The sequence below is a fragment of the Rhizobium sp. BR 317 genome, assembly GCF_047445835.1.
Taxonomy (GTDB): Bacteria; Pseudomonadota; Alphaproteobacteria; order Rhizobiales; family Rhizobiaceae; genus Rhizobium; species Rhizobium paranaense.
In genome coordinates this window covers 1-20,095 of sequence record NZ_JARWLB010000003.1, presented here as the reverse complement: position 1 = coordinate 20,095, position 20,095 = coordinate 1, and the positions used below count along the sequence as shown (strand labels likewise).

The 20,095-nt window shown below is 61.9% G+C and carries 17 protein-coding genes; 7 read left to right on the top strand and 10 right to left on the bottom strand.

Going from position 1 to position 20,095, the window contains the following annotated elements:
* Nucleotides 1–13: 13 nt before the first annotated feature.
* Genes hisF through hisB form a run of 5 tightly spaced genes read right to left on the bottom strand, consistent with a single transcriptional unit; the run spans nucleotide 14 to nucleotide 3,337 of the window.
* The gene (gene hisF / locus QD357_RS05195; protein ID WP_107106412.1) at nucleotides 14–802 is read right to left on the bottom strand and encodes an imidazole glycerol phosphate synthase subunit HisF; all 789 of its coding nucleotides are present in this window, start codon (nucleotides 800–802) and stop codon (nucleotides 14–16) included.
* Entirely contained in the window at nucleotides 799–1,542 is a 744-nt protein-coding gene (gene hisA / locus QD357_RS05190) for a 1-(5-phosphoribosyl)-5-[(5-phosphoribosylamino)methylideneamino]imidazole-4-carboxamide isomerase (protein ID WP_107106413.1), read from the bottom strand. The genes hisF and hisA overlap by 4 nt, the downstream gene beginning before the upstream one ends.
* A gap of 25 nt (nucleotides 1,543–1,567) precedes the next feature.
* Nucleotides 1,568–2,218: an imidazole glycerol phosphate synthase subunit HisH gene (hisH, locus tag QD357_RS05185; protein WP_107106414.1), complete on the bottom strand. Its 651-nt coding sequence runs from the start codon at nucleotides 2,216–2,218 to the stop codon at nucleotides 1,568–1,570.
* Between the two features lie 2 nt (nucleotides 2,219–2,220).
* Entirely contained in the window at nucleotides 2,221–2,703 is a 483-nt protein-coding gene (locus QD357_RS05180; RefSeq protein WP_107106415.1) for a DUF2628 domain-containing protein, read from the bottom strand.
* A 25-nt stretch (nucleotides 2,704–2,728) separates the two neighbouring features.
* Nucleotides 2,729–3,337, bottom strand: a complete 609-nt coding sequence (hisB, locus tag QD357_RS05175; RefSeq protein WP_107106609.1) for an imidazoleglycerol-phosphate dehydratase HisB — start codon at nucleotides 3,335–3,337, stop codon at nucleotides 2,729–2,731.
* Between the two features lie 215 nt (nucleotides 3,338–3,552).
* Here hisB and hslV point away from each other — a divergent pair, with 215 nt between their 5' ends.
* The 6 genes from hslV to QD357_RS05145 all read left to right on the top strand — a co-directional run bounded on the left by hslV (nucleotide 3,553) and on the right by QD357_RS05145 (nucleotide 12,645).
* Nucleotides 3,553–4,080: an ATP-dependent protease subunit HslV gene (gene hslV / locus QD357_RS05170; protein ID WP_107106416.1), complete on the top strand. Its 528-nt coding sequence runs from the start codon at nucleotides 3,553–3,555 to the stop codon at nucleotides 4,078–4,080.
* 43 nt (nucleotides 4,081–4,123) lie between these two features.
* Nucleotides 4,124–5,431 (top strand): ATP-dependent protease ATPase subunit HslU, encoded by a 1,308-nt coding sequence (gene hslU, locus QD357_RS05165; protein ID WP_107106417.1) that lies wholly within the window; start codon nucleotides 4,124–4,126, stop codon nucleotides 5,429–5,431.
* A gap of 215 nt (nucleotides 5,432–5,646) precedes the next feature.
* Nucleotides 5,647–6,600, top strand: coding sequence for a DUF1402 family protein (locus tag QD357_RS05160; protein WP_107106418.1), 954 nt, complete (start codon nucleotides 5,647–5,649; stop codon nucleotides 6,598–6,600).
* Between the two features lie 47 nt (nucleotides 6,601–6,647).
* Nucleotides 6,648–8,042 (top strand): cytochrome P450, encoded by a 1,395-nt coding sequence (locus QD357_RS05155; protein ID WP_107106419.1) that lies wholly within the window; start codon nucleotides 6,648–6,650, stop codon nucleotides 8,040–8,042.
* A 313-nt stretch (nucleotides 8,043–8,355) separates the two neighbouring features.
* Nucleotides 8,356–10,359: a hydantoinase/oxoprolinase N-terminal domain-containing protein gene (locus QD357_RS05150; protein ID WP_107106420.1), complete on the top strand. Its 2,004-nt coding sequence runs from the start codon at nucleotides 8,356–8,358 to the stop codon at nucleotides 10,357–10,359.
* 117 nt (nucleotides 10,360–10,476) lie between these two features.
* Nucleotides 10,477–12,645 carry a malate synthase G gene (locus QD357_RS05145; RefSeq protein ID WP_107106421.1) on the top strand — a complete coding sequence of 723 codons (2,169 nt, stop codon included), beginning with the start codon at nucleotides 10,477–10,479 and terminating at the stop codon, nucleotides 12,643–12,645.
* A gap of 253 nt (nucleotides 12,646–12,898) precedes the next feature.
* Here QD357_RS05145 and QD357_RS05140 read toward each other — a convergent pair whose 3' ends face one another.
* Nucleotides 12,899–13,573 (bottom strand): L,D-transpeptidase, encoded by a 675-nt coding sequence (locus QD357_RS05140; protein WP_107106422.1) that lies wholly within the window; start codon nucleotides 13,571–13,573, stop codon nucleotides 12,899–12,901.
* Between the two features lie 181 nt (nucleotides 13,574–13,754).
* Between QD357_RS05140 and QD357_RS05135 the strand changes: the two genes are divergently transcribed.
* Nucleotides 13,755–14,243 carry an MmcB family DNA repair protein gene (locus QD357_RS05135; protein WP_107106423.1) on the top strand — a complete coding sequence of 163 codons (489 nt, stop codon included), beginning with the start codon at nucleotides 13,755–13,757 and terminating at the stop codon, nucleotides 14,241–14,243.
* A 3-nt stretch (nucleotides 14,244–14,246) separates the two neighbouring features.
* On the opposite strand, the gene QD357_RS05130 is transcribed toward QD357_RS05135, so the two are convergent.
* The 4 genes from QD357_RS05130 to QD357_RS05115 form a co-directional block, all read right to left on the bottom strand.
* Entirely contained in the window at nucleotides 14,247–14,834 is a 588-nt protein-coding gene (locus QD357_RS05130; protein ID WP_107106610.1) for an ActR/PrrA/RegA family redox response regulator transcription factor, read from the bottom strand.
* 74 nt (nucleotides 14,835–14,908) lie between these two features.
* Nucleotides 14,909–16,246, bottom strand: a complete 1,338-nt coding sequence (locus QD357_RS05125; protein ID WP_107106424.1) for an ActS/PrrB/RegB family redox-sensitive histidine kinase — start codon at nucleotides 16,244–16,246, stop codon at nucleotides 14,909–14,911.
* 2 nt (nucleotides 16,247–16,248) lie between these two features.
* Nucleotides 16,249–18,717 (bottom strand): ATP-dependent helicase HrpB, encoded by a 2,469-nt coding sequence (gene hrpB / locus QD357_RS05120; protein ID WP_107106611.1) that lies wholly within the window; start codon nucleotides 18,715–18,717, stop codon nucleotides 16,249–16,251.
* A gap of 5 nt (nucleotides 18,718–18,722) precedes the next feature.
* Complete coding sequence (locus tag QD357_RS05115; RefSeq protein ID WP_107106425.1) at nucleotides 18,723–19,673, bottom strand: ornithine cyclodeaminase family protein; 951 nt, start codon at nucleotides 19,671–19,673, stop codon at nucleotides 18,723–18,725.
* Between the last annotated feature and the right edge of the window lie 422 nt (nucleotides 19,674–20,095).

Here is a 20,095-nt window from a genome sequence, read left to right as displayed (position 1 = left end):
GTTCCATCCCTTCCTAATCGAGCCGCATGGCGATGCCATGCTGAGACATATAGTGTTTCGCTTCGCCGACCGAATAGGTGCCGAAGTGGAAAATCGAGGCGGCGAGCACGGCCGTCGCATGGCCTTCCTTGATGCCGGCAACGAGATCGTCGAGATCGCCGACGCCGCCCGAAGCGATGACAGGAACGCGCACGGCATCCGCGATCGCCCGCGTCAGCTCTAGGTCGTAACCGACTTTAGTGCCGTCGCGGTCCATGGAGGTGACGAGCAGTTCGCCGGCGCCGCGCTCGACCATCCTGCGGGCAAAATCGACGGCGTCGATACCGGTCGCGTTGCGGCCGCCATGTGTATAGATCTCCCAGGCGCTCATATTGTCGCCGCCGAGCGCCTCGGTGCGCCGCCGTTTGGCGTCGATCGAGACGACGATGCATTGATTGCCGAACTTGTCGGCGGCTTCAGCAACGAAATCCGGATTATTGACGGCGGCCGAGTTGATCGAGACCTTGTCAGCGCCGCAAAGCAGCAGCTTGCGGATATCGGCGATGGTGCGGACGCCGCCGCCGACCGTCACCGGCATGAAGCATTGTTCGGCGGTGCGCGCCACCACGTCGAAAATGGTTTCGCGATTGTCGGAAGAGGCGGTGATGTCGAGAAAGCAAAGTTCGTCGGCACCAGCGGCGTCGTAAGCCTTGGCTGCTTCGACGGGATCGCCGGCATCGACGAGATTGAGGAAATTGACGCCCTTGACGACGCGGCCGTCCTTGACGTCAAGGCAGGGGATGACGCGGGCTTTCAGGGTCATTGCGCTGCCTCCTTGGCCTGCTTGATCAGGGCCAGTGCTTCCCTCGGGTCGATCCGGCCATCATAAAGCGCGCGGCCGGAAATCGCACCTTCCAGTTTACGGGCGTCCGGTTCGAGCATGCGACGGATATCGTCCAGCGAAGCAAGGCCGCCGGAGGCGATGACGGGGATGGAAACAGCCTCGGCGAGGTCCAGTGTCGAGGCCCAGTTGATGCCGGTCAGAATGCCGTCGCGGTCGATGTCGGTGTAGATGATCGCCGCGACGCCGGCGCCTTCGAATTTCTTCGCCAATTCGATGATGCCGAGTTCGGAGGCTTCCGCCCAGCCCTCGACCGCCACCTTGCCGCCCTTGGCGTCGATGCCAACGGCGACGCGGCCCGGAAACTTTTTGCAAGCCTCGATCACCAGCGCCGGATCGCGCACGGCGACCGTGCCGAGGATGACGCGAGCAAGCCCGCGCGACAGCCAGTTCTCGATATGGTCGAGCGTGCGGATGCCGCCGCCGAGCTGCACCGGGTTCTTCGTCGCCTTGAGGATGGCGTCGACGGCCGCACCATTGACGGTCTCGCCGGCAAAGGCGCCGTTGAGGTCGACGACATGCAGCCACTCGAAGCCCTGATCCTCGAATGCCTTGGCTTGCGCGGCCGGATTGGGGTTGTAGACGGTCGCCTGTTGCATATCGCCGAGCTTGAGGCGCACGCACTGGCCGTCCTTGAGGTCGATGGCGGGGAAAAGGATCATGTTTTGGTCCTCAAAGCGCGAAGCGTCAGGGCTTCCAGCGCAGGAAATTGGCAATCAGGGCGAGGCCGAGCTTCTGGCTCTTTTCCGGATGGAACTGCGAGCCGGCCATGTTGTCGCGGCCGACGAAGGCGGTCATCGCACCGCCATAGCTGGTCGTGGCGATGACGTCGTCAGCATGATCGGCCGCCAGATGGTAGGAATGCACGAAATAGGCGTGCAGCCCGTCCGGTCCGGTCGGAATGCCGTCGAAGAGGGGATGCGGGTGCCGAAGATCCAGCGTGTTCCAACCGATCTGCGGGATTTTCAGCGTCGGATCATCCGGCGTCATCTCCTTGACGTCGCCCTTGATCCAGCCGAACCCCTGCGTGATCGTCTTTTCCAGCCCGCGCGACGACATGAGCTGCATGCCGACGCAGATGCCGAGGAAGGGGCGGCCCTTGTGTTCCACGACATCGATCACCGCATCGGCCATGCCGGAAACGGCGTCGAGCCCGCGGCGGCAGTCGGCATAGGCGCCGACGCCGGGAAGCACGATGCGATCGGCAGTGGCGACGCGCTCGGCATCGTCTGTCAGATCGATTTCGGTGTCGATACCGGCTTCGCGGGCCGCGCGTTCGAAGGCCTTGGTGGCCGAGCGCAGGTTGCCTGAGCCGTAGTCGATAATCGCGACGCGCATGGTCAGCGTCCTCCATCATAGCCGGGAAGACCGAAGCTCGGTCCGCCCTGGCTTGAGCCAGTATTCGGAGAGGAAGGAATATCCCAATTGTTCGAGCAAATATTCTCCTCGGCTTTCGGCTCGATTTCGGAGAAATGGATCTCCTCAGCCGTCGCCAGATTGGGAGCCGAAACCAGCCCTTCCGTTTTCCAGCCGCCCGCAATGAGGTTCCGGTAGGCGGCATGGCTGCCTTCGAGCGCAGCGAGGATGCGCAGGCCGAGTAGAATTGCGATGCCCGCGGCGAAAAATCCCGGCCGGCTGATCAATTCCCAGGCAATGCCCTCCAGCAGAAAGGCAGCGATCGCCAGCAGCCACAGCCGATGAAAAAGCATCCACAACGTCGGAAACAGAAACGCCGTCCAGGAAAAGCCGTCGCGGATGAAGCGCGTTCTCGCCTGGTTTTTGTCCGGTCCTCCGGGTGGCGTCAAAATCAAATAGCTTGCCATCTCTTCACTTTCCCCATGATGGGGCTCAGGCGAGGGTGCCCTTCGTCGAGGGCACGCGGCCTGCCTGCCGCGGATCAATCTCGGTTGCCGTGCGCAGCGCGCGGGCAACGGCCTTGAAGCATGTCTCGGCAATATGGTGATTGTTGGCGCCATAGTGGTTGAGGATATGCAGCGTGATGCCGGCATTCTGCGCGAGCGCCTGGAAGAATTCACGCACCAGTTCGGTATCGAATGCGCCGATCTTCGGGGTGCTGAAGGCGACGTTCCAGACGAGGAAGGGCCGGCCGGACAGATCGACGGCCGCCTTCGTCATTGTTTCGTCCATGGCGAGATCGATCGATGCATAGCGCGTAATGCCGCGCCGGTCGCCCAGCGCCTTGGCAATGGCCTGGCCGATGGCGATGCCGGTATCCTCGACCGCATGGTGGTCGTCGACATGCAGGTCACCCTTGGTGTCGATCTCCATGTCGATCAGCGAATGTCGCGAAAGCTGCTCCAGCATATGGTCGAAGAAACCGACGCCGGTCGAAATGGTCGACTTGCCGCTGCCGTCGATATTGACGGACACCGAGACCGAGGTCTCGTTGGTCTTGCGGGAAACGGTTGCCGTGCGGCTCGCTACGGTCTCTGCCATGGGCTGCTCCATCGGGATTGACGGCCGTTCCTTATCAGGCACATCCGCAAATATCCAGAAGTTAAGTCGGTATTGACTTATCTAGCCGGCTTACATGCATCATTCCGAAATAGCGGCCATTTGCAATCGCAAAAAGCCCTCTTACATAGGTGCTGACGGGGCTGAAACGCGGCCCGGCAGAAAGCCCGCCAAAATGGGGGCAAACAGGTGTTTAGATGACGACAATTGTGACTATTCGCAAGGGCGGCAAGGTAGTGATGGCCGGCGATGGCCAGGTGAGCCTTGGCCAGACCGTGATGAAGGGCAATGCCCGCAAGGTTCGCCGCATCGGCAAGGGTGATGTGATCGCCGGTTTCGCCGGCGCGACCGCCGATGCCTTTACGCTCCTCGAGCGGCTTGAAAAGAAGCTCGAACAATATCCCGGCCAGCTGATGCGCGCCGCCGTCGAACTCGCCAAGGACTGGCGCACGGACAAATATCTGCGCAATCTCGAAGCGATGATGCTGGTCGCCGACAAGCAAGTGACGCTCGCCGTCACCGGCAACGGCGATGTGCTCGAGCCGGAACACGGCGCCATGGCAATCGGCTCCGGTGGCAATTTTGCGCTCGCCGCCGCCCGCGCTCTGATGGATACGGACAAATCGGCCGAGGACGTCGCCCGCCGCGCGCTCGACATCGCCGCCGACATCTGCGTCTATACCAATCACAACGTGGTGGTCGAAACGCTCGACTCCGAGTCCTAATTCCTCTCTTGATTGTTCCTAGCCCTGACGGGAAGCACACGAAATGACCACTTTTTCCCCCCGCGAGATCGTTTCCGAACTCGACCGCTATATTGTCGGCCAGCATGAGGCCAAACGCGCCGTGGCGATTGCGCTGCGCAACCGCTGGCGCCGCCAGCAGCTCGAGCCCGATCTGCGCGACGAAGTCATGCCCAAGAACATCCTGATGATCGGCCCGACGGGCGTCGGCAAGACGGAAATCTCCCGCCGCCTCGCCAAGCTCGCCGGTGCCCCTTTCATCAAGGTGGAAGCGACGAAATTCACCGAGGTTGGCTATGTCGGCCGCGACGTTGAACAGATCGTTCGCGATCTTGTCGAAGTCGGCATCGGCCTGGCGCGCGAAAAGAAGCGCGCTGAAGTTCAGGCGAAGGCACATATGAGCGCGGAAGAGCGGGTGCTCGACGCCCTGGTCGGCGCAACCGCTTCGCCGGCAACGCGCGACAGCTTCCGCAAGAAGCTGCGCGAGGGCCAACTGGACGACAAGGAAATCGATATCGAAGTCGCCGACAGTGGCTCCGGCATGCCCGGCTTCGAAATTCCCGGCATGCCCGGCGCCAATATCGGCGTACTCAACCTGTCCGAAATGTTCGGAAAGGCCATGGGCGGCCGCACCAAGAAGGTGCGTACCACGGTGAAGGATTCCTACAAGGAGCTGATCCGCGATGAATCCGACAAGCTGATCGACAATGAGGCGATCCAGCGCGAAGCGGTGCAATCTGCCGAGAATGACGGCATCGTCTTCCTGGATGAGATCGACAAGATCGCCGCCCGCGATGGCGGGATGGGCGCCGGCGTTTCGCGCGAAGGCGTGCAGCGCGACCTGCTGCCGCTGGTCGAAGGCACCACGGTTGCGACCAAATACGGTCCGGTGAAGACCGATCACATCCTCTTCATCGCCTCTGGCGCCTTCCATGTGTCGAAGCCTTCGGATCTCCTGCCGGAATTGCAGGGTCGTCTGCCGATCCGTGTCGAACTGAAGCCGCTTAGCAAGGAAGATTTCCGCCGCATCCTGACGGAGCCGGAAGCCAGCCTCATCCGCCAGTACAAGGCGTTGATGGAGACGGAAAACCTGAAGCTCGACTTCACGGACGATGCGATCGACGCTTTGGCCGATGTCGCCGTGCACCTCAACTCCACCGTCGAGAATATCGGCGCCCGTCGCCTGCAGACGGTGATGGAGCGGGTGTTGGACGATATCTCCTACAATGCTTCGGATCGCGCTGGCGTGTCGGTGACCATCGATGCCGACTATGTGCGTGAACATGTTGGCGATCTCGCCACCAATACCGACCTGTCGCGCTTCATTCTCTAAGGGAGTTCGAGAGCATCCCGCTTTCCGGTGGAATACCCGAAGAGCGGATAAGATGCTCCAGTAGTTGCGTCTTGACATATTAATCACTCGACAGCGGGCCGTTAACTTTTTAGTTAGGGGCCCGTTTCTTTGTGTGCGATGGCTTTATTCGGCCAAGATTGTCCGTCAGGCAGCCGCATGGAAACATCGGATGAAACTTCGATAGGGCAGCCATCGTGCGACGCATTCTGATCACCCTTCTTCTGGCGGTTGTCAGCCTCTCCTGGATTCCGGCCTATGCGGACGCCGCGGCCATGGTGCCGCCGGGCAACCGCAACGCCGAGCAGCCCCCGATCCCCGGTGCCTCCGTGCGCCGCACCAAGGGCACGAATTCCACGTTCGAGCGCAAATACCAGAAGGTTCACGAACTGCTGGCGACCGATGCCCGGCTGATGTCGAAGATCAAGTCGACGGCGCGCGCCTACGGCATCGATCCGATCCACATCATCGGCGCGCTGGTCGGCGAACATACCTATAATGTCGACGCCTACGACGGCCTGCAGTCCTACTACGTCAAAGCCGCCTCCTATGCCGGCCAGAGCTTCCGCTTCGCCTATGACGGCGAAGACGTCGACGATTTCGTCGCCCGCCCGCAATTCGACGCCTGCAAGGCCAAAAGGGACTCCTATGGCCTCTGGACCTGCCGCGAAGATGTCTGGGAAAGCGATTTCCGGGGCAAGAAGGTCGGTGGCAAATCCTTCCCGGACAATCGTTTCAGCGCCGTATTCTTCCAGCCCTTTTATGCCGGCCAGACCTTCGGCCTCGGTCAGGTCAATCCGCTGACGGCGCTGGAGCTTTCCGATCTCGTTAGCAGCACGTCCGGCATTCCGAAGCTGGATGAAAAGGACGCGGGCAGCGTCTACAAGGCCATCATGGACCCGGATTTGTCGCTGGCCTTCGTTGCCGCCTCGATCCGCAAGTCGATCGATGACTACCGTTCGATCGCCGGCATGGATATCTCGGGTAATCCGGGCGTCACGGCGACGCTCTATAATGTCGGCAATTCCCGCCAGCGGGCTGCAGCACTTGCCGCCAAGAACAAGGGCGCGGCGCAGCCGGTTTGGCCGGAGGAAAATTACTATGGCTGGCTTATCAATGATAAGCTGGACGATCTGAAGTCGCTGCTCTAAACTCGGGACTTGTCTGGAAAATAAGGTTTTCGAGGAGATTGGATCTCATGGACATGATCCCGGAAGCCTTCTCTCCGCCAGCCCCGACGCCGCGCACCGTCCCGCCGTCGCGTCTGACGATCATCCGCACCATCCTGCGCAATCCGCTGGAACTATGGGGCGAACCTTCCTATACACTGCCGTGGATCATGACGCGCTTCTTTCGCGAGCACACGCTGATCGTCAATGATCCCGGCCTGATCAAGCATGTGCTGGTCGACAATGCCTCCAATTACCGCATGTCGGAGATCCGCCAGCTCATTCTCCGCCCCATCCTGCGCGATGGCCTGCTGACCGCGGAAGGCCAGGTCTGGAAGCGCTCGCGCAAGGCAGTCGCCCCCGTCTTCACGCCGCGCCATGCCCAGGGCTTTGCCGGCCAGATGCTAAGCCAGAGCGAAGCCTATGTTCGCAAATACGAGGAGGCCGGCAGCGACGGCAAGGTCTTCGATATCGCCATCGATATGACCGAGCTTACCTTCGCCATCCTCGCCGATACCCTGTTTTCCGGTGAGATCGTCACCGAAAGCGGCCACTTCGCCGATGACGTCAATCAGCTTCTGCATCGCATGGGCCGCGTCGATCCGATGGACCTTCTGCGCGCGCCTTCCTGGGTGCCGCGCCTGACCCGCATCGGCGGCCAGAAGGTGCTCGACAAGTTTCGTGGCATCGTTCGCAAGACGATGGATCTTCGGCTCGACAAGATGCGCAGGGATCGCGCCAGCGCTCCCGACGATTTCCTGACGTTGCTGCTGGAAAAGGCTGGCCCCGACGGCCTGACCATGGAGGAGATCGAGGACAATATCCTCACCTTCATCGGCGCCGGTCATGAGACGACCGCGAGAGCGCTGGCCTGGACGATCTACTGCGTCGCCAACACGCCGCATATCCGCGAAGCCATGGAGGCGGAAATCGATCAGGTGCTCGCGACCGGCGCAGAGCCCGTCGCCTGGCTCGACCTGATGCCGAATGTCCGTGCCGCCTTCGAGGAGGCAATGCGCCTCTATCCGCCGGCGCCGTCCATCAATCGCGCTTCGATTGCCGATGACGAATGGACAAGCCCAAGCGGGGAGCGCGTCGAGATCCCGGCCGATATCACCGTGCTGATCATGCCGTGGACGCTGCATCGTCACGCGCTCTATTGGGACAAGCCGCGCGCCTTCATGCCCGAACGCTTCCTTCCGGAAAATCGCGGCAAGATCAACCGCTTCCAGTACCTGCCCTTCGGCGCCGGCCCGCGTGTCTGCATCGGAGCCACCTTCGCCCTGCAGGAAGCGGTCATCGCCCTTGCCGTCATGATGCACCGGTTCCGGTTTGATCTCACCGACGAGACCAATCCCTGGCCGGTGCAGAAGCTGACGACGCAGCCGCAGGGCGGGCTGCCGATGCGGGTAACAAGGCGGTAGGGGGAAGCCTATCTCGCCCCTGGCGGCGAGAAAGCAATTTCACTGGTTTAGGAATTGCGGCGGAGAACGTGCCACATATTCAAAAGCTCAGCGCAATTTCTAAGCCATTGAAATTGCAAGAGAGGGGGTCCGTTTCTTGTTCAGGCAAATTTCTAGATTCCGTGCGTCCCTACCTACCCCCGCTCTTGCAAAAACTAAGAATTAGACGGGGACAAGCCCCCGCCTAATCCTAAGTTTTTGCTTTCTCGCCCGCCAAGGGCGAGATAGGCTCCGCGCTTACGCCTCACTCATCTCCTCAAGGGTAAACTTATCCGTGATATCTCATTTCCTGCTCGGCATCGATACCGGTGGAACCTATACCGATGCCGTCCTCTTCCACGAAGCCGATGGCGTGATCGCCAAGGCGAAATCGCTGACCACGCGGCATGATTTGGCCGTCGGTATCGCTGGTGCTGTCGATGCGGTCATCGCCAAGGCTGCCATCCCGGTTTCCGCTATCGGCCTCGTATCGCTGTCGACGACGCTCGCCACCAATGCGCTGGTCGAAGGGCAGGGCGGCCGCGCCGGGCTGGTAATGATCGGTTTCGGTCCCGACGATCTGAAGCGTGACGGCTTGGCCGAGGCGCTGGGGTCCGATCCGGTGCTGTTCCTGCCCGGTGGGCACAACGTCCATGGCAATGAGAACCCGCTCGATCTGACCGCTTTGGAAGAAGCGCTGCCGGAGCTTTCGAAGAGTGTCTCGTCCTTCGCGATCGCCGGCTATTTCGCTGTGCGGAATCCGGCTCATGAAATCCGGGTGCGGGATTGCATCCGCGAGATTTCCCATCTGCCGGTGACCTGCAGCCATGAACTCTCCTCCAAGCTCGGGGGCCCGCGCCGGGCGCTGACGACGCTTCTGAATGCCCGGCTGGTGTCGATGATCGACCGCCTGGTCGGCGCCTGCGAGGGATTTCTCGCCAAGCGTGGCATCGAAGCACCGATGATGGTTGTGCGCGGCGATGGCGCGCTGATCTCGGCCGCAGAAGCCAAGCTCCGTCCGATCGAGACGATCCTCTCCGGACCGGCGGCGAGCCTTGTCGGCGCGCGCTATCTCACCGGTCTCGACGATGCCGTGGTCTCCGACATCGGCGGCACCACCACCGATGTTGCCGTCATGGAGGCCGGCCGGCCGCGGCTCGATGCCGACGGTGCCGTGGTCGGCGGCTATCGCACCATGGTCGAAGCGGTCGCCATGCGCACCTATGGTCTTGGTGGCGATTCCGAGGTGAAGATCAACGATCGCGGCCTCGTCGCCGCCTTCGAACTCGGGCCGCGCCGCTTGCTGCCGCTCAGCCTTGTTGCGCATGTGCATGGCCAAGCGGTCCTTGGCGTGCTGGAGCAGCAATTGCGCGCTCCGCATCTTGGCCGCCACGTCGGCCGTTTTGCCGTGCGCACCGGCGTACCGGATCATTTGGCGAGCGGCCTGCAGCCGTTGGAACAGGCGCTGTTCGATAAAATCGGCTCGGTTCCCCTAGCGCTCGATCAGCTCCTGACGTCGACATCGCTGAAAGCGACCCTGGACCGTCTGGTGGCCCGCGGCCTCGTGCATCTCAGTGGTCTCACGCCCTCAGACGCCATGCATGTGCTCGGCCGGCAAAACCAATGGAACGCGGAAGCGGCTCGGCTGGGTCTGGCGCTGGCAATGCGGATGAAGGACGGCTCCGGCCGTCCGCTTGCCGCATCGGCGGAGGAACTGGCGCAAAAGATCGTCGATCGCCTGACCCGGCAATCCGCCGATGTCATCCTTGCCGCATGCCTCGCCGAGGATGGCGTTACCCATCTCGATCCGGCTAAATCGATCTCGATCGACCGCGCTCTTCGCCGCGCAACGGGCATCGCCCGGTTTGCCGTTTCGCTCGATCGTCCCCTGGTCGGTCTCGGCGCTTCCGCTCCCGTCTATTACCCCGCCATCGCCGCAATGCTGGCAAGCGAGAGCGCCATTCCCGCTGATTCGGATGTGGCCAACGCAATCGGTGCCGTCGTCGGTCAGGTTCGCGCCACCGCCACGGTGTTCGTCACCATGCCCGAGGATGGCATCTATGTGCTGAACGGGGCGGGCGAGACAATGCGTTTCACCGACGAACAGAAGACCTTTTCTGTGGCACGGGAACGGGCAATCGAGGTGGCGATGGCGCAGGCGCGGCTGAATGGTGCCGCCGATCCCGTCATCGTCATGGACGAACAGATCGATGCGCCGGAAATCGAGGGCAGTCGCAAGCTGGTGGAGGCCCGCTTCATCGCCACCGCCAGCGGCCGTCCGCGCATCGCTGCGGATTGATTATTTCTAAAAGAGCACAAATCTTTCGAACTATTGCCAAATTGACGGAGAGCGTAACCGCCCGCAAACTGGCAGCATGTTAAAATTGAGCCGTAGGACGGCCTTAGGAGTGATGGTATGAGCCGCATTGACAAGAACGGGCTTCAGATCGAACCGGTGCTTTATGATTTCCTGGTCAAGGAGGCTCTGCCGGGCTCCGGCGTCGATCCGGACACCTTCTTTGCCGGCTTCTCGGCGATCGTGCACGACCTTGCTCCGAAGAACCGTGATCTGCTCGCCAAGCGCGACCGTATGCAGGCTGCCCTGGACGATTGGTACCGCAAGAACGGCGCGCCCGTGGACATGGCCGCCTACGAAGCCTTTCTGCGTGAGATCGGCTATATCATTCCGGAAGGCCCGGCCTTCTCGGTCTCGACCGCCAATGTCGACCCTGAAATCGCCTCCGTCGCCGGCCCGCAGCTCGTCGTTCCCGTCATGAACGCCCGTTATGCGCTGAACGCCGCCAATGCGCGCTGGGGCTCGCTCTATGATGCGCTCTATGGCACCGACGCGATCCCCGAGGCGGATGGTGCCGAGAAGGGCAGAGGCTATAATCCGAAGCGCGGCGAGAAGGTCATCGCCTGGGTGCGGGATTTTCTCGATACCGCCGCACCGCTTTCCAGTGCGAGCTGGAAGGATGTCATCGGTTTTGCCGTCAAGGGCGGTGCATTGGTTATCGAAACGAAGAAAGGTGCCGTCGCTCTTGCCGATGCTGGGCATTTCGCCGGTTATCTCGGCGATGTCGGCGCTCCCTCGCATATTCTGCTCAAGAATAACGGCATTCACATCGAGATCGTCATCGATGCCGGTACCGATATCGGCAAGGCCGATCCGGCTGCTATTTCCGACGTCCGGCTGGAATCGGCGATCACTGCGATCATGGACTGCGAAGATTCGATCGCTGCCGTCGATGCCGAGGACAAGGCCGAGGTCTATCGCAATTGGCTCGGCCTGATGAAGGGTGACCTGACGGAAGAAGTCTCCAAAGGCGGCAAGACCTTTACCCGCCATCTCAATCCGGATGTGACCTACACCGCGCCCGACGGCTCGAACTTCGAGCTGCATTGCCGCTCGCTGATGCTGGTGCGCAATGTCGGCCACCTGATGACCAATCCGGCGATCCTCGACCGGGACGGCCATGAAGTGCCCGAGGGTATCATGGATGCCATGATCACCGGCCTGATCGCCTTCTACGATATCGGTCCGAATGGCCGCCGCAAGAATTCCCGCGCCGGCTCCATGTATGTCGTCAAGCCGAAGATGCATGGGCCGGAGGAAGTGGCTTTTGCCGTCGAGATCTTCTCGCGCGTCGAGGATGTGCTCGGCATGCCGCGCAACATCATCAAGATGGGTATCATGGACGAGGAGCGCCGCACCACGGTCAACCTCAAGGAGGCGATCCGCGCCGCTAGCGAACGAGTCGTCTTCATCAACACCGGCTTCCTCGATCGCACCGGCGATGAAATCCATACCTCGATGGAAGCCGGCCCGATGATCCGCAAGGGCGACATGAAGCAGGCCGCCTGGATCGCGGCTTACGAAAACTGGAATGTCGATATCGGCCTGGAATGCGGCCTCTCCGGTCACGCGCAGATCGGCAAGGGCATGTGGGCCATGCCCGATCTGATGGCGGCGATGCTGGAGCAGAAGATCGCGCATCCGAAGGCCGGCGCCAATACCGCCTGGGTGCCGTCACCGACGGCCGCCACGCTGCATGCGACTCACTATCATCGTGTCAACGTCGCCGAGGTCCAGCAGGGCCTGAAGAGCCGCGCCCGCGCCAAGCTTTCCGATATTCTCTCCGTGCCGGTCGCGCCTCGCCCGAACTGGACGCCGGAAGAAATCCAGCGCGAGATCGACAATAATTGCCAGGGGATCCTCGGCTACGTCGTTCGCTGGGTCGATCAGGGCGTCGGCTGCTCCAAGGTGCCCGATATCAATAATATCGGTCTGATGGAGGATCGCGCCACGCTGCGCATCTCCGCGCAACACATGGCCAACTGGCTGCATCACAAGGTCATTACCGAAGCGCAGATCGTCGAGACCATGAAGCGCATGGCCGCCGTCGTTGACCAGCAGAACGCCGGCGATCCGCTCTACATGCCAATGGCCGGCAATTTCGATGGCTCGGTCGCCTTCCAGGCGGCACTTGATCTCGTCCTCAAAGGCCGTGAGCAGCCCAACGGCTACACCGAACCGGTCCTCCACCGCCGCCGTATCGAACTGAAGGCGAAGCAGGCGGGGTGACCCTTCTCTCGACCAGAGGCCGCCCCGATCCTCCGAGGCCTTGTCGCTTGCGCTGACGCTCCAGTGTCAAGCCGCCTCAGGACGAGGTGGAGAGAGTCTTGCGGCTGGGGAAAGAGATCAGTCCTCATGGCGCGGAGGCCTGCAGGGCCGTCTCGAACCACGAGGGTGGGCGGGGCGGTTAGCATCGACCCCAAACAAAAAGGCCGCCGGACAACGATCCAGCGGCCTTTTGAATTCTAAATAATACCAGCGATTACTGGATCACGACGACCTTGGTGCTGTGACCCGGCAGAACGCGGTTGTAAAGGTCGATGACGTCCTGGTTCATCAGGCGGATGCAGCCCGAGGAAGCGGCAGTGCCGATCGAAGCCCATTCCGGCGTGCCGTGCAGGCGGAACAGCGTATCCTGGCCCTTCTCGTTGTAGAGATACATGGCGCGGGCGCCGAGCGGATTTTCGAGGCCCGGGTTCATGCCGTCATCGACGTACTTGGCGATTTCCGGACGGCGGACCGCCATTTCCTTCGGCGGATGCCAGCTCGGCCATTCCTGCTTCCAGGCAACATATGCCGTGCCCGACCATGCAAAGCCCTGCTTGCCGACGCCGATGCCGTAGCGCATGGCTTCGTTGTTGCCCAGGATGTAATAGAGATGGCGCTCGCGGGTGTTGACGATGATCGTGCCCGCAGCTTCGTCAGACTTGAAAGAGACGATCTGGCGGCGGAACTGCGGCTTCACCTTCTGGATCGGGATCGCCGGCAGTTGGAAGCCGTTGTCGCTCGTGACGCCGTAATCATTGTCGAACGTCTTCACGGTGTCGGAGGCGGAGTTGGCGGTAGCGGTCGGCGTGGCTGCGGCAGTGGTGGCATAACCAGCCGTGGCAAGCGTTGCGACAAGGCCGAGTGCGGTCATAGCATTGCGGATGCGCATGGAAGTCTCTTGGTGAGTTGTGACAGGGAATGGGATGGTATCAACCATCTTTGACTACGGTTTATTTTCTATTAAATTTAGCTTTGCAAGCTGGTGTGGGGCGACAAAAATAGCTCCGCTGCGCAAATTAAAGGGACATGGTTTTTTTGCAACAACGCTTGTTCGGTCCCCGAGGCAATTCATGACGATTTTGAGCGTTTACAATAACAATCCGTTAATAGATGGCCGCCAGTCAGAACGGGCGATGCTTGTACGCAGGGGCGTGCAACTATTACTGCACGAGATGCGCCATGCCGTCTTGCCGGAACTGCCGCTCGCCAGCGGCCGTCGCGCCGACCTCATCACGCTGTCCGAAAAAGGCGAGATCTGGATCATCGAGATCAAATCCTCGATCGAGGATTTTCGCGTCGACCGCAAATGGCCGGATTACCGCCTGCACTGCGATCGCCTGTTCTTCGCGACGCATAAGGACGTGCCGCTCGATATCTTTCCGGAAGACTGCGGGCTTTTCCTGTCGGATGGCTACGGCGCGCACATGATCCGCGAAGCGCCGGAACATCGCCTGCCGCCGGCCACGCGCAAGTCGGTGACGCTGAACTTCTCCCGCGCCGCCGCCCAGCGGCTGATGCTGGCCGAATGGGCGACGGGCAAGTCTTTTTCGTCTGAATGAAGGTTATTTCGGCGCGCGCTTGGCGAGAATGCGTTGCAGTGTGCGGCGATGCATATTGAGGCGGCGGGCCGTTTCGGAGACATTGCGTTCGCACATTTCATAGACGCGCTGGATATGCTCCCAGCGAACCCGATCGGCCGACATCGGATTTTCCGGCACTTCGGCCTTTTCGCCTGGCCGCTGCGTCAGTGCCGCATAGACGTCGTCGGCATCCGCGGGCTTGGCCAGATAATCGAGCGCACCGAGCTTCACCGCGGTGACTGCCGTTGCGATATTGCCGTAGCCGGTCAGCACCACGATATGCGTGTCGTCGCGCCGTTGCCGGATTGCCTCGATAACGTCCAGGCCGGTACCATCCCCCAGACGGAGATCGACTACGGCGTATTTCGGCGGATTGGTCTTGGATTTGGCAACGCCTTCCGCCACTGATTCCGCCGTATCGACCGCAAAGCCGCGTGTCTCCATGGCGCGCGCCAGCCGGCGCAGAAAGGGTCCGTCGTCGTCGACGATCAGCAATGTCGCGTCGGGGCCGATATGGTCCGCGATGTCCTTGGCCCCCGCATGAGGGTCGGTCAGCTCTTTATCCGTCATCATGTTCAATCCCGGCGACAAACCGCCTGCATAGTCCTACTGACTTTAACGACCGGTGTTTTAAGCCGTGAAATTCATTTTGTCGAATTACTGTCGATTAACATGCGCGGCCATTCGATGCGGATGCGCGCACCCGGCGTTTCCGGATCTCGATTGCCGAAGATAAGCACTGCACCCGAACGCTCCAGCAGGGTTTTGGCGATGAATAGGCCTAGTCCGAGGCCGCCGGCCGTATCGTCGCGCTGCCGTGTCGTGACATAGGGCTCGCCGATCCGCGTCAAGATATCGGCAGAATAACCGTTGCCGTCGTCCTCGATGACGATCGCCAGCGTATTGGGATCGTATTCTACCGTGACGGTCACTTTCTTTCGGGCGTAGTCGACGGCGTTTTCGATGAGATTGCCAAGCCCGTACATGATGCCGGCATTGCGGTTCAGCACGGGTTCGCCGACCCGTGGGCTTTTTTCGATCAGCTCCAGCTTGATGCCGAATTCGCGGTGCGGCGCGATGATCTCCTCCATCATCGATGACAGCGTCAGCCGTCGCATATGCGCCTCGTCCTCGGAGGAGAGTGTCGTCAGCCGTCGCAGGATGTCGCGGCACCGCTCGCTCTGGCTCCGCAGCAGCGCCACATCCTCGCGGAAGCGGTCGTCCTCCCTGAGTTCGCGTTCCATCTCCTTGGCGACGACGCTGATGGTTGCCAACGGTGTGCCGAGTTCGTGCGCCGCCGCGGCTGCCAGTCCGTCGAGCTGTGACAGATGCTTTTCCCGCTGCAGCACCAGTTCCGTCGCCGACAGCGCATCGGCAAGCTGCGTCGCCTCCATGGAGACGCGGTAGGCGTAGAAGGCGGCAAAGGCCATGGTCGAGGCGATCGAACACCAGACGCCGAGCTGCATCACGCTGTGAACATTGATCTCGACGCCGTCATACCAGGGCAGCGGAAAAGGCGAGAAGGCAAGGCCGGTGATGCAGATCATCGCCAGCACGATCAGCGTCATGCTGTAGCGGATCGGCTGTGAGGCAAAGGAAATGATGACAGGGACGCAGACCAGCGCAGAAAAGGGGTTGGCAAGCCCGCCGGTGATCAAGAGCAACCCGCAAAGCTGCAGAAGATCGAGGCCGAGCAGCGCAAAGGCGGCCGGCGGCTCCAGGCGGTGCGTCGGCGGATAGCGCAGCGTCAGGAAGAAGTTGATCCAGGCAAGGCAGGCGATCAAGACGCAGCAGGCGAGCAGCGGCAGCGGAAATTTCAGCCAGAAGGCGACGATCATCACCGTCACCGTCTGGCCGCCGACCGCAAGCCAGCGCAGCCGCACCAGCGTCTGCAGCCTGAGCCGCCGGCTGGTGTGGTGATCGTCCTGCGGCTTGGCGTCCGCATCCGCCATCTTGTCCAATCCTCTGAAGAAACGGGCCATTCTCAGGTACCACGCGGCTTGGCTCTTGTCGTCGGCAAAGCATCTGCCGGATCCTCCGGCCAGGGGTGCCGGGGGTAGCGTCCGCGCATGTCGGCGCGCACGTCTTTCCATGACCCGGCCCAGAAGCCGGGCAGATCGCGCGTCGTCTGGATCGGCCGGTGCGCCGGCGACGTCAGTTCCAGCACCAGCGGCAGCCGCCCACCGCCGACGGCCGGATGCTGCTTCAACCCGAAAAGCTCTTGAACGCGGATCGTCAGCAGCGGTTCCTCGCCTTCATATTGGATCGGATGGCGTTGGCCGGTCGGGGCTTCGAAATGCGTCGGCGCCATCCGACCAAGGTCGCGCTGCAGCTCATGCGGCACCAATGACATCAGCCCATTGGAAAGCCCGCCAGCCGAGATGTCGGAAAGGCCGCGTGCCTCGGTCTGGAACGGCGTGAACCATTCGTCCAACTGCGAAAGCAGGGCTTCGTCGCTCATGTTTGGCCACGGCTCCCCGATCGTCCGGTGCAGGAAGCCGATCCGCTCGCGCAATTGCGTCGCCTCCTTCGAAAAGGGCAGGACGCCGAGCCCAAGCTCGCGAATGCCGTCGGCCAGCGCCTTTGCGGCCTGCTCGCCGGTCGGTCTCGGCAAAGGCGTTTCCTCGAAGATGATGGCGCCGAGCCGCGTGACGCGGCGGGCGCGCACCTGCCGGCTGGCCTTGTCGAAGACGCTCTGGTCTTCCGTGCGGATTTCGCCCGGCAAATGCTCCTCGACGTCAGCTCGCGCAATTTCCGCTGCCGCCAGGATACGAGCCTGCGCCGCCCGGCCGGTCAGATCGGCAATCACCAGCATCGGCGAACCGGCCAGGCGTTCCGTCTCCGGCAATTCGGCGCCGCGCCCGTTCGCCATGACAAAGCGCCCGCGTCCGCCACGCTGCAGGGCGATACGGTCTGGGAAGGCATGCAGCAGCAATGCGCCGGCCAATATAGGTACTCCCGTAGCCGCAGCCTTGCCTTCGCCGGCTGCTGCAGCCAACCGCCCGGCCAGCCGGCGCGATGCCTCGGCCCTCTCGCCCTTTTCCGTCTTGAACCGCCGCAGGCGCTCTTCCAGATCGATGCTCTGTCCGCCCAGCCCCTGTTCCGTCAGCAGTACGGCGAGCATCGCTGCCTCTCGCGCCTGGCCGAATTCCGCTGCCGAGATCACCATGGCCGAAAGCCGCGGCGGCAAGGCTAGATCGCGCATCAGCCGCCCGCGCGTGGTCAGTCCGTTTTCGGCGTCCAGAGCCCCCAATTGCCGCAACATCGCGCGTGCCTCGGCAAGGGTCGTCGCCGGTGGTTGATCGACAAAGGCAAGTGTTGAAGGGTCCTGTACGCCCCAATGAGCAAGATCGAGCGCCAGCCCGGAAAGATCGCTGGAGAGGATCTGCGGCGGCGTGAAGGCCGGCAGCGCCGCCGTCTGGCCGGGATGCCACAATCGGATCGCAATACCGGGCTCGGTTCGTCCCGCGCGGCCGGCACGCTGATCGGCGGAAGCCCGCGATACCCGCACCGTCTCCAGCCGGGTGATGCCAGTCGACGCTTCGAAGACGGGCAGCCGCTGCAGGCCGCTATCGATGATGATGCGCACGCCGTCGATGGTGATCGACGTCTCGGCGATCGACGTCGCCAGCACGATCTTGCGCGTGCCTTTGGGCGCCGGACGGATCGCCGCGTCCTGTTCCTTCTGTCCGAGATTGCCATAAAGCGGCGCGATCACGGTCTCCGGCGCTATCAGGCCTTCAAGCCTTTCCACCGTGCGGGTGATTTCCGCCTGTCCGGGCAGGAAGGCGAGGATCGACCCCTGTTCCGTTGCATGCGCGTCGAGAATCGCCCGTGTTACCGTGTCCTCGATCCGCTCGCCGGCCGGCCGGTCTTGATGGCGGATGTCGATCGGGAAGCTGCGGCCCATGCTTTCGATGACGGGCGGACGCCCGAGCAGGGCAGCGACGCGTTCGACATCGAGGGTTGCCGACATCACGAGGATACGCAGATCCTCGCGGAGCGCCGATTGTACGTCCAGCGCCAGTGCCAGGCCGAAATCCGCATCCAGCGAGCGTTCATGGAATTCGTCGAAGATGACCGTGGAGACGCCGGATAGTTCGGGATCGTCGAGGATCATCCGCGCGAACACGCCTTCCGTCACCACCTCGATGCGCGTCTTTGCCGAAACCCGGTTGTCGAGCCGCATGCGGTAGCCGACAGTATCACCCACCTGCTCGCTGAGCAGCGAGGCCATGCGCGCCGCCGCGGCCCTTGCCGCGAGCCGTCGCGGCTCCAACAGGATGATTCTTCCGTCGCCGCGCCAGCCCTGACCCAGCAGATAAAGCGGCACCAGCGTCGTCTTGCCGGCGCCGGGAGGCGCTGACAAAACCGCGCGCCGCTCGTCCGCGAGCGCTGCGCCGATATCGGCGAGCACGTGCGAGACCGGCAGCTCGGGCAGCGAAGGTGTCATGCGCGTCACGCCCTGTCGCCTCGCATATGTTCATAGGCGAGGATCGCACCGGCGAGATCTTCGAGCGCCGCACCCACAGATTTGAACAGGGTTATATCGTCGTCATTGGTACGCCCCGGCCGCGTCCCGCGTACGAGCTCGCTGAGCTCCGCGTGGATCGCATCTTCCGTCAGCACGCCGCTTTTCAGCGGCTGCACGATATCACCAGCTTCCTTCATTGCGCCGGCGCGCGTATCGACGAAGACCTGCGCTCGCCGGATCGACGTATCGTCCGTCTCGCGCATATCCGGCTTGAAGCCGCCGACAAGATCGAGGTGCGCTCCCGGCTTCAGCCATTCCCCGAGGACGACCGGCGTGCTCGACAGCGTGCCGCAGGAGATGATGTCGGCGCTGCCAGCAGCCGCTTCCAGATCGGTGATCACCTGCACGGTCAAACCAAAGGCACGCGCCTGATCCGCCACCTGTTGTGCCTTACTGCGATCGCGGCCCCATATGCCGATCCGCTTCAGCTCCCGTCCCTCGGCATGCGCCTGGATCAGGTTGAGCGATAGCCGCCCCGTACCGCAGATCAGCAGTTCTTCCGCATCCGCGCGTGCGAGATAGCGGGCCGCCAGTGCCGAGGTGGCCGCTGTTCGCCGTGCCGTGAGTTCGCCGCCGTCGATCGCCGCCAGCATCTCGCCCGTCCTGCCGGAGGAAAGCAAATAGGTTCCGAAGATTGCCGGCAGTGTGCGCCCGGCATTGCCCGGGAAAACCGAAACCATCTTCACGCCCATATATTGCCCCGGCAGCCAGGCCGGCATCAGCAACAGCGTCGCATTGCTTTCGCCGGGCACCTCCATATCGTGGTGATGCCGTACCGGCATGACGCAGCCGCCGGCAAACATCGTGGCGATCGCCTCGATCAGCGCTGGCAAGGCTAGCGCCGAACGCGTCTGCTCTTCGTCGAGAACCAACATTATCAGCTCCTTCATTGCTCAGCTCTCTATTAGGTCCTGGGCGATAAACTGGCAATTAGCGGCACAGGCACCGGCCCGAAGCCGGGCTTGAAAGCTGGCTTGGCGCTCCATTTCCTCCGTGAAGACGGGAATCTGCGAGAACCCGTAAAATGAATCCGGAAAATGGCCCTCAAGCGGGCGATTTTCCCGCCAAGTTTTATACATTGAAAAATCCCCCAACAAAATCAGTCACTTACAAAAATGTCAGAATTTTTACAGAGAGGGTGTTGACTATGTTCGGGTGGGGGGTCTATAAGCCCGATCACTGACGAGGGCGGCGGCGCTGCTGGCGACGAAGTCTCTCGCTCTAGAGTTTCCTGGATTGGCTGCGATGCTGATTGGTGGTTCTGAGCTTAGGTGCTTGGGCTTGCGGGAAGGATATT

What these genes read in the sequence shown, in the direction of transcription:
- hisF (WP_107106412.1), bottom strand. Translation starts at nt 802, where the DNA reads ATGACCCTGAAAGCCCGCGTCATCCCCTGCCTTGACGTCAAGGACGGC.
- hisA (WP_107106413.1), bottom strand. Translation starts at nt 1,542, where the DNA reads ATGATCCTTTTCCCCGCCATCGACCTCAAGGACGGCCAGTGCGTGCGC.
- hisH (WP_107106414.1), bottom strand. Translation starts at nt 2,218, where the DNA reads ATGCGCGTCGCGATTATCGACTACGGCTCAGGCAACCTGCGCTCGGCC.
- QD357_RS05180 (WP_107106415.1), bottom strand. Translation starts at nt 2,703, where the DNA reads ATGGCAAGCTATTTGATTTTGACGCCACCCGGAGGACCGGACAAAAAC.
- hisB (WP_107106609.1), bottom strand. Translation starts at nt 3,337, where the DNA reads ATGGCAGAGACCGTAGCGAGCCGCACGGCAACCGTTTCCCGCAAGACC.
- hslV (WP_107106416.1), top strand. Translation starts at nt 3,553, where the DNA reads ATGACGACAATTGTGACTATTCGCAAGGGCGGCAAGGTAGTGATGGCC.
- hslU (WP_107106417.1), top strand. Translation starts at nt 4,124, where the DNA reads ATGACCACTTTTTCCCCCCGCGAGATCGTTTCCGAACTCGACCGCTAT.
- QD357_RS05155 (WP_107106419.1), top strand. Translation starts at nt 6,648, where the DNA reads ATGGACATGATCCCGGAAGCCTTCTCTCCGCCAGCCCCGACGCCGCGC.
- QD357_RS05145 (WP_107106421.1), top strand. Translation starts at nt 10,477, where the DNA reads ATGAGCCGCATTGACAAGAACGGGCTTCAGATCGAACCGGTGCTTTAT.
- QD357_RS05140 (WP_107106422.1), bottom strand. Translation starts at nt 13,573, where the DNA reads ATGCGCATCCGCAATGCTATGACCGCACTCGGCCTTGTCGCAACGCTT.
- QD357_RS05135 (WP_107106423.1), top strand. Translation starts at nt 13,755, where the DNA reads ATGACGATTTTGAGCGTTTACAATAACAATCCGTTAATAGATGGCCGC.
- QD357_RS05130 (WP_107106610.1), bottom strand. Translation starts at nt 14,834, where the DNA reads ATGACGGATAAAGAGCTGACCGACCCTCATGCGGGGGCCAAGGACATC.
- QD357_RS05125 (WP_107106424.1), bottom strand. Translation starts at nt 16,246, where the DNA reads ATGGCCCGTTTCTTCAGAGGATTGGACAAGATGGCGGATGCGGACGCC.
- hrpB (WP_107106611.1), bottom strand. Translation starts at nt 18,717, where the DNA reads ATGACACCTTCGCTGCCCGAGCTGCCGGTCTCGCACGTGCTCGCCGAT.
- QD357_RS05115 (WP_107106425.1), bottom strand. Translation starts at nt 19,673, where the DNA reads ATGTTGGTTCTCGACGAAGAGCAGACGCGTTCGGCGCTAGCCTTGCCA.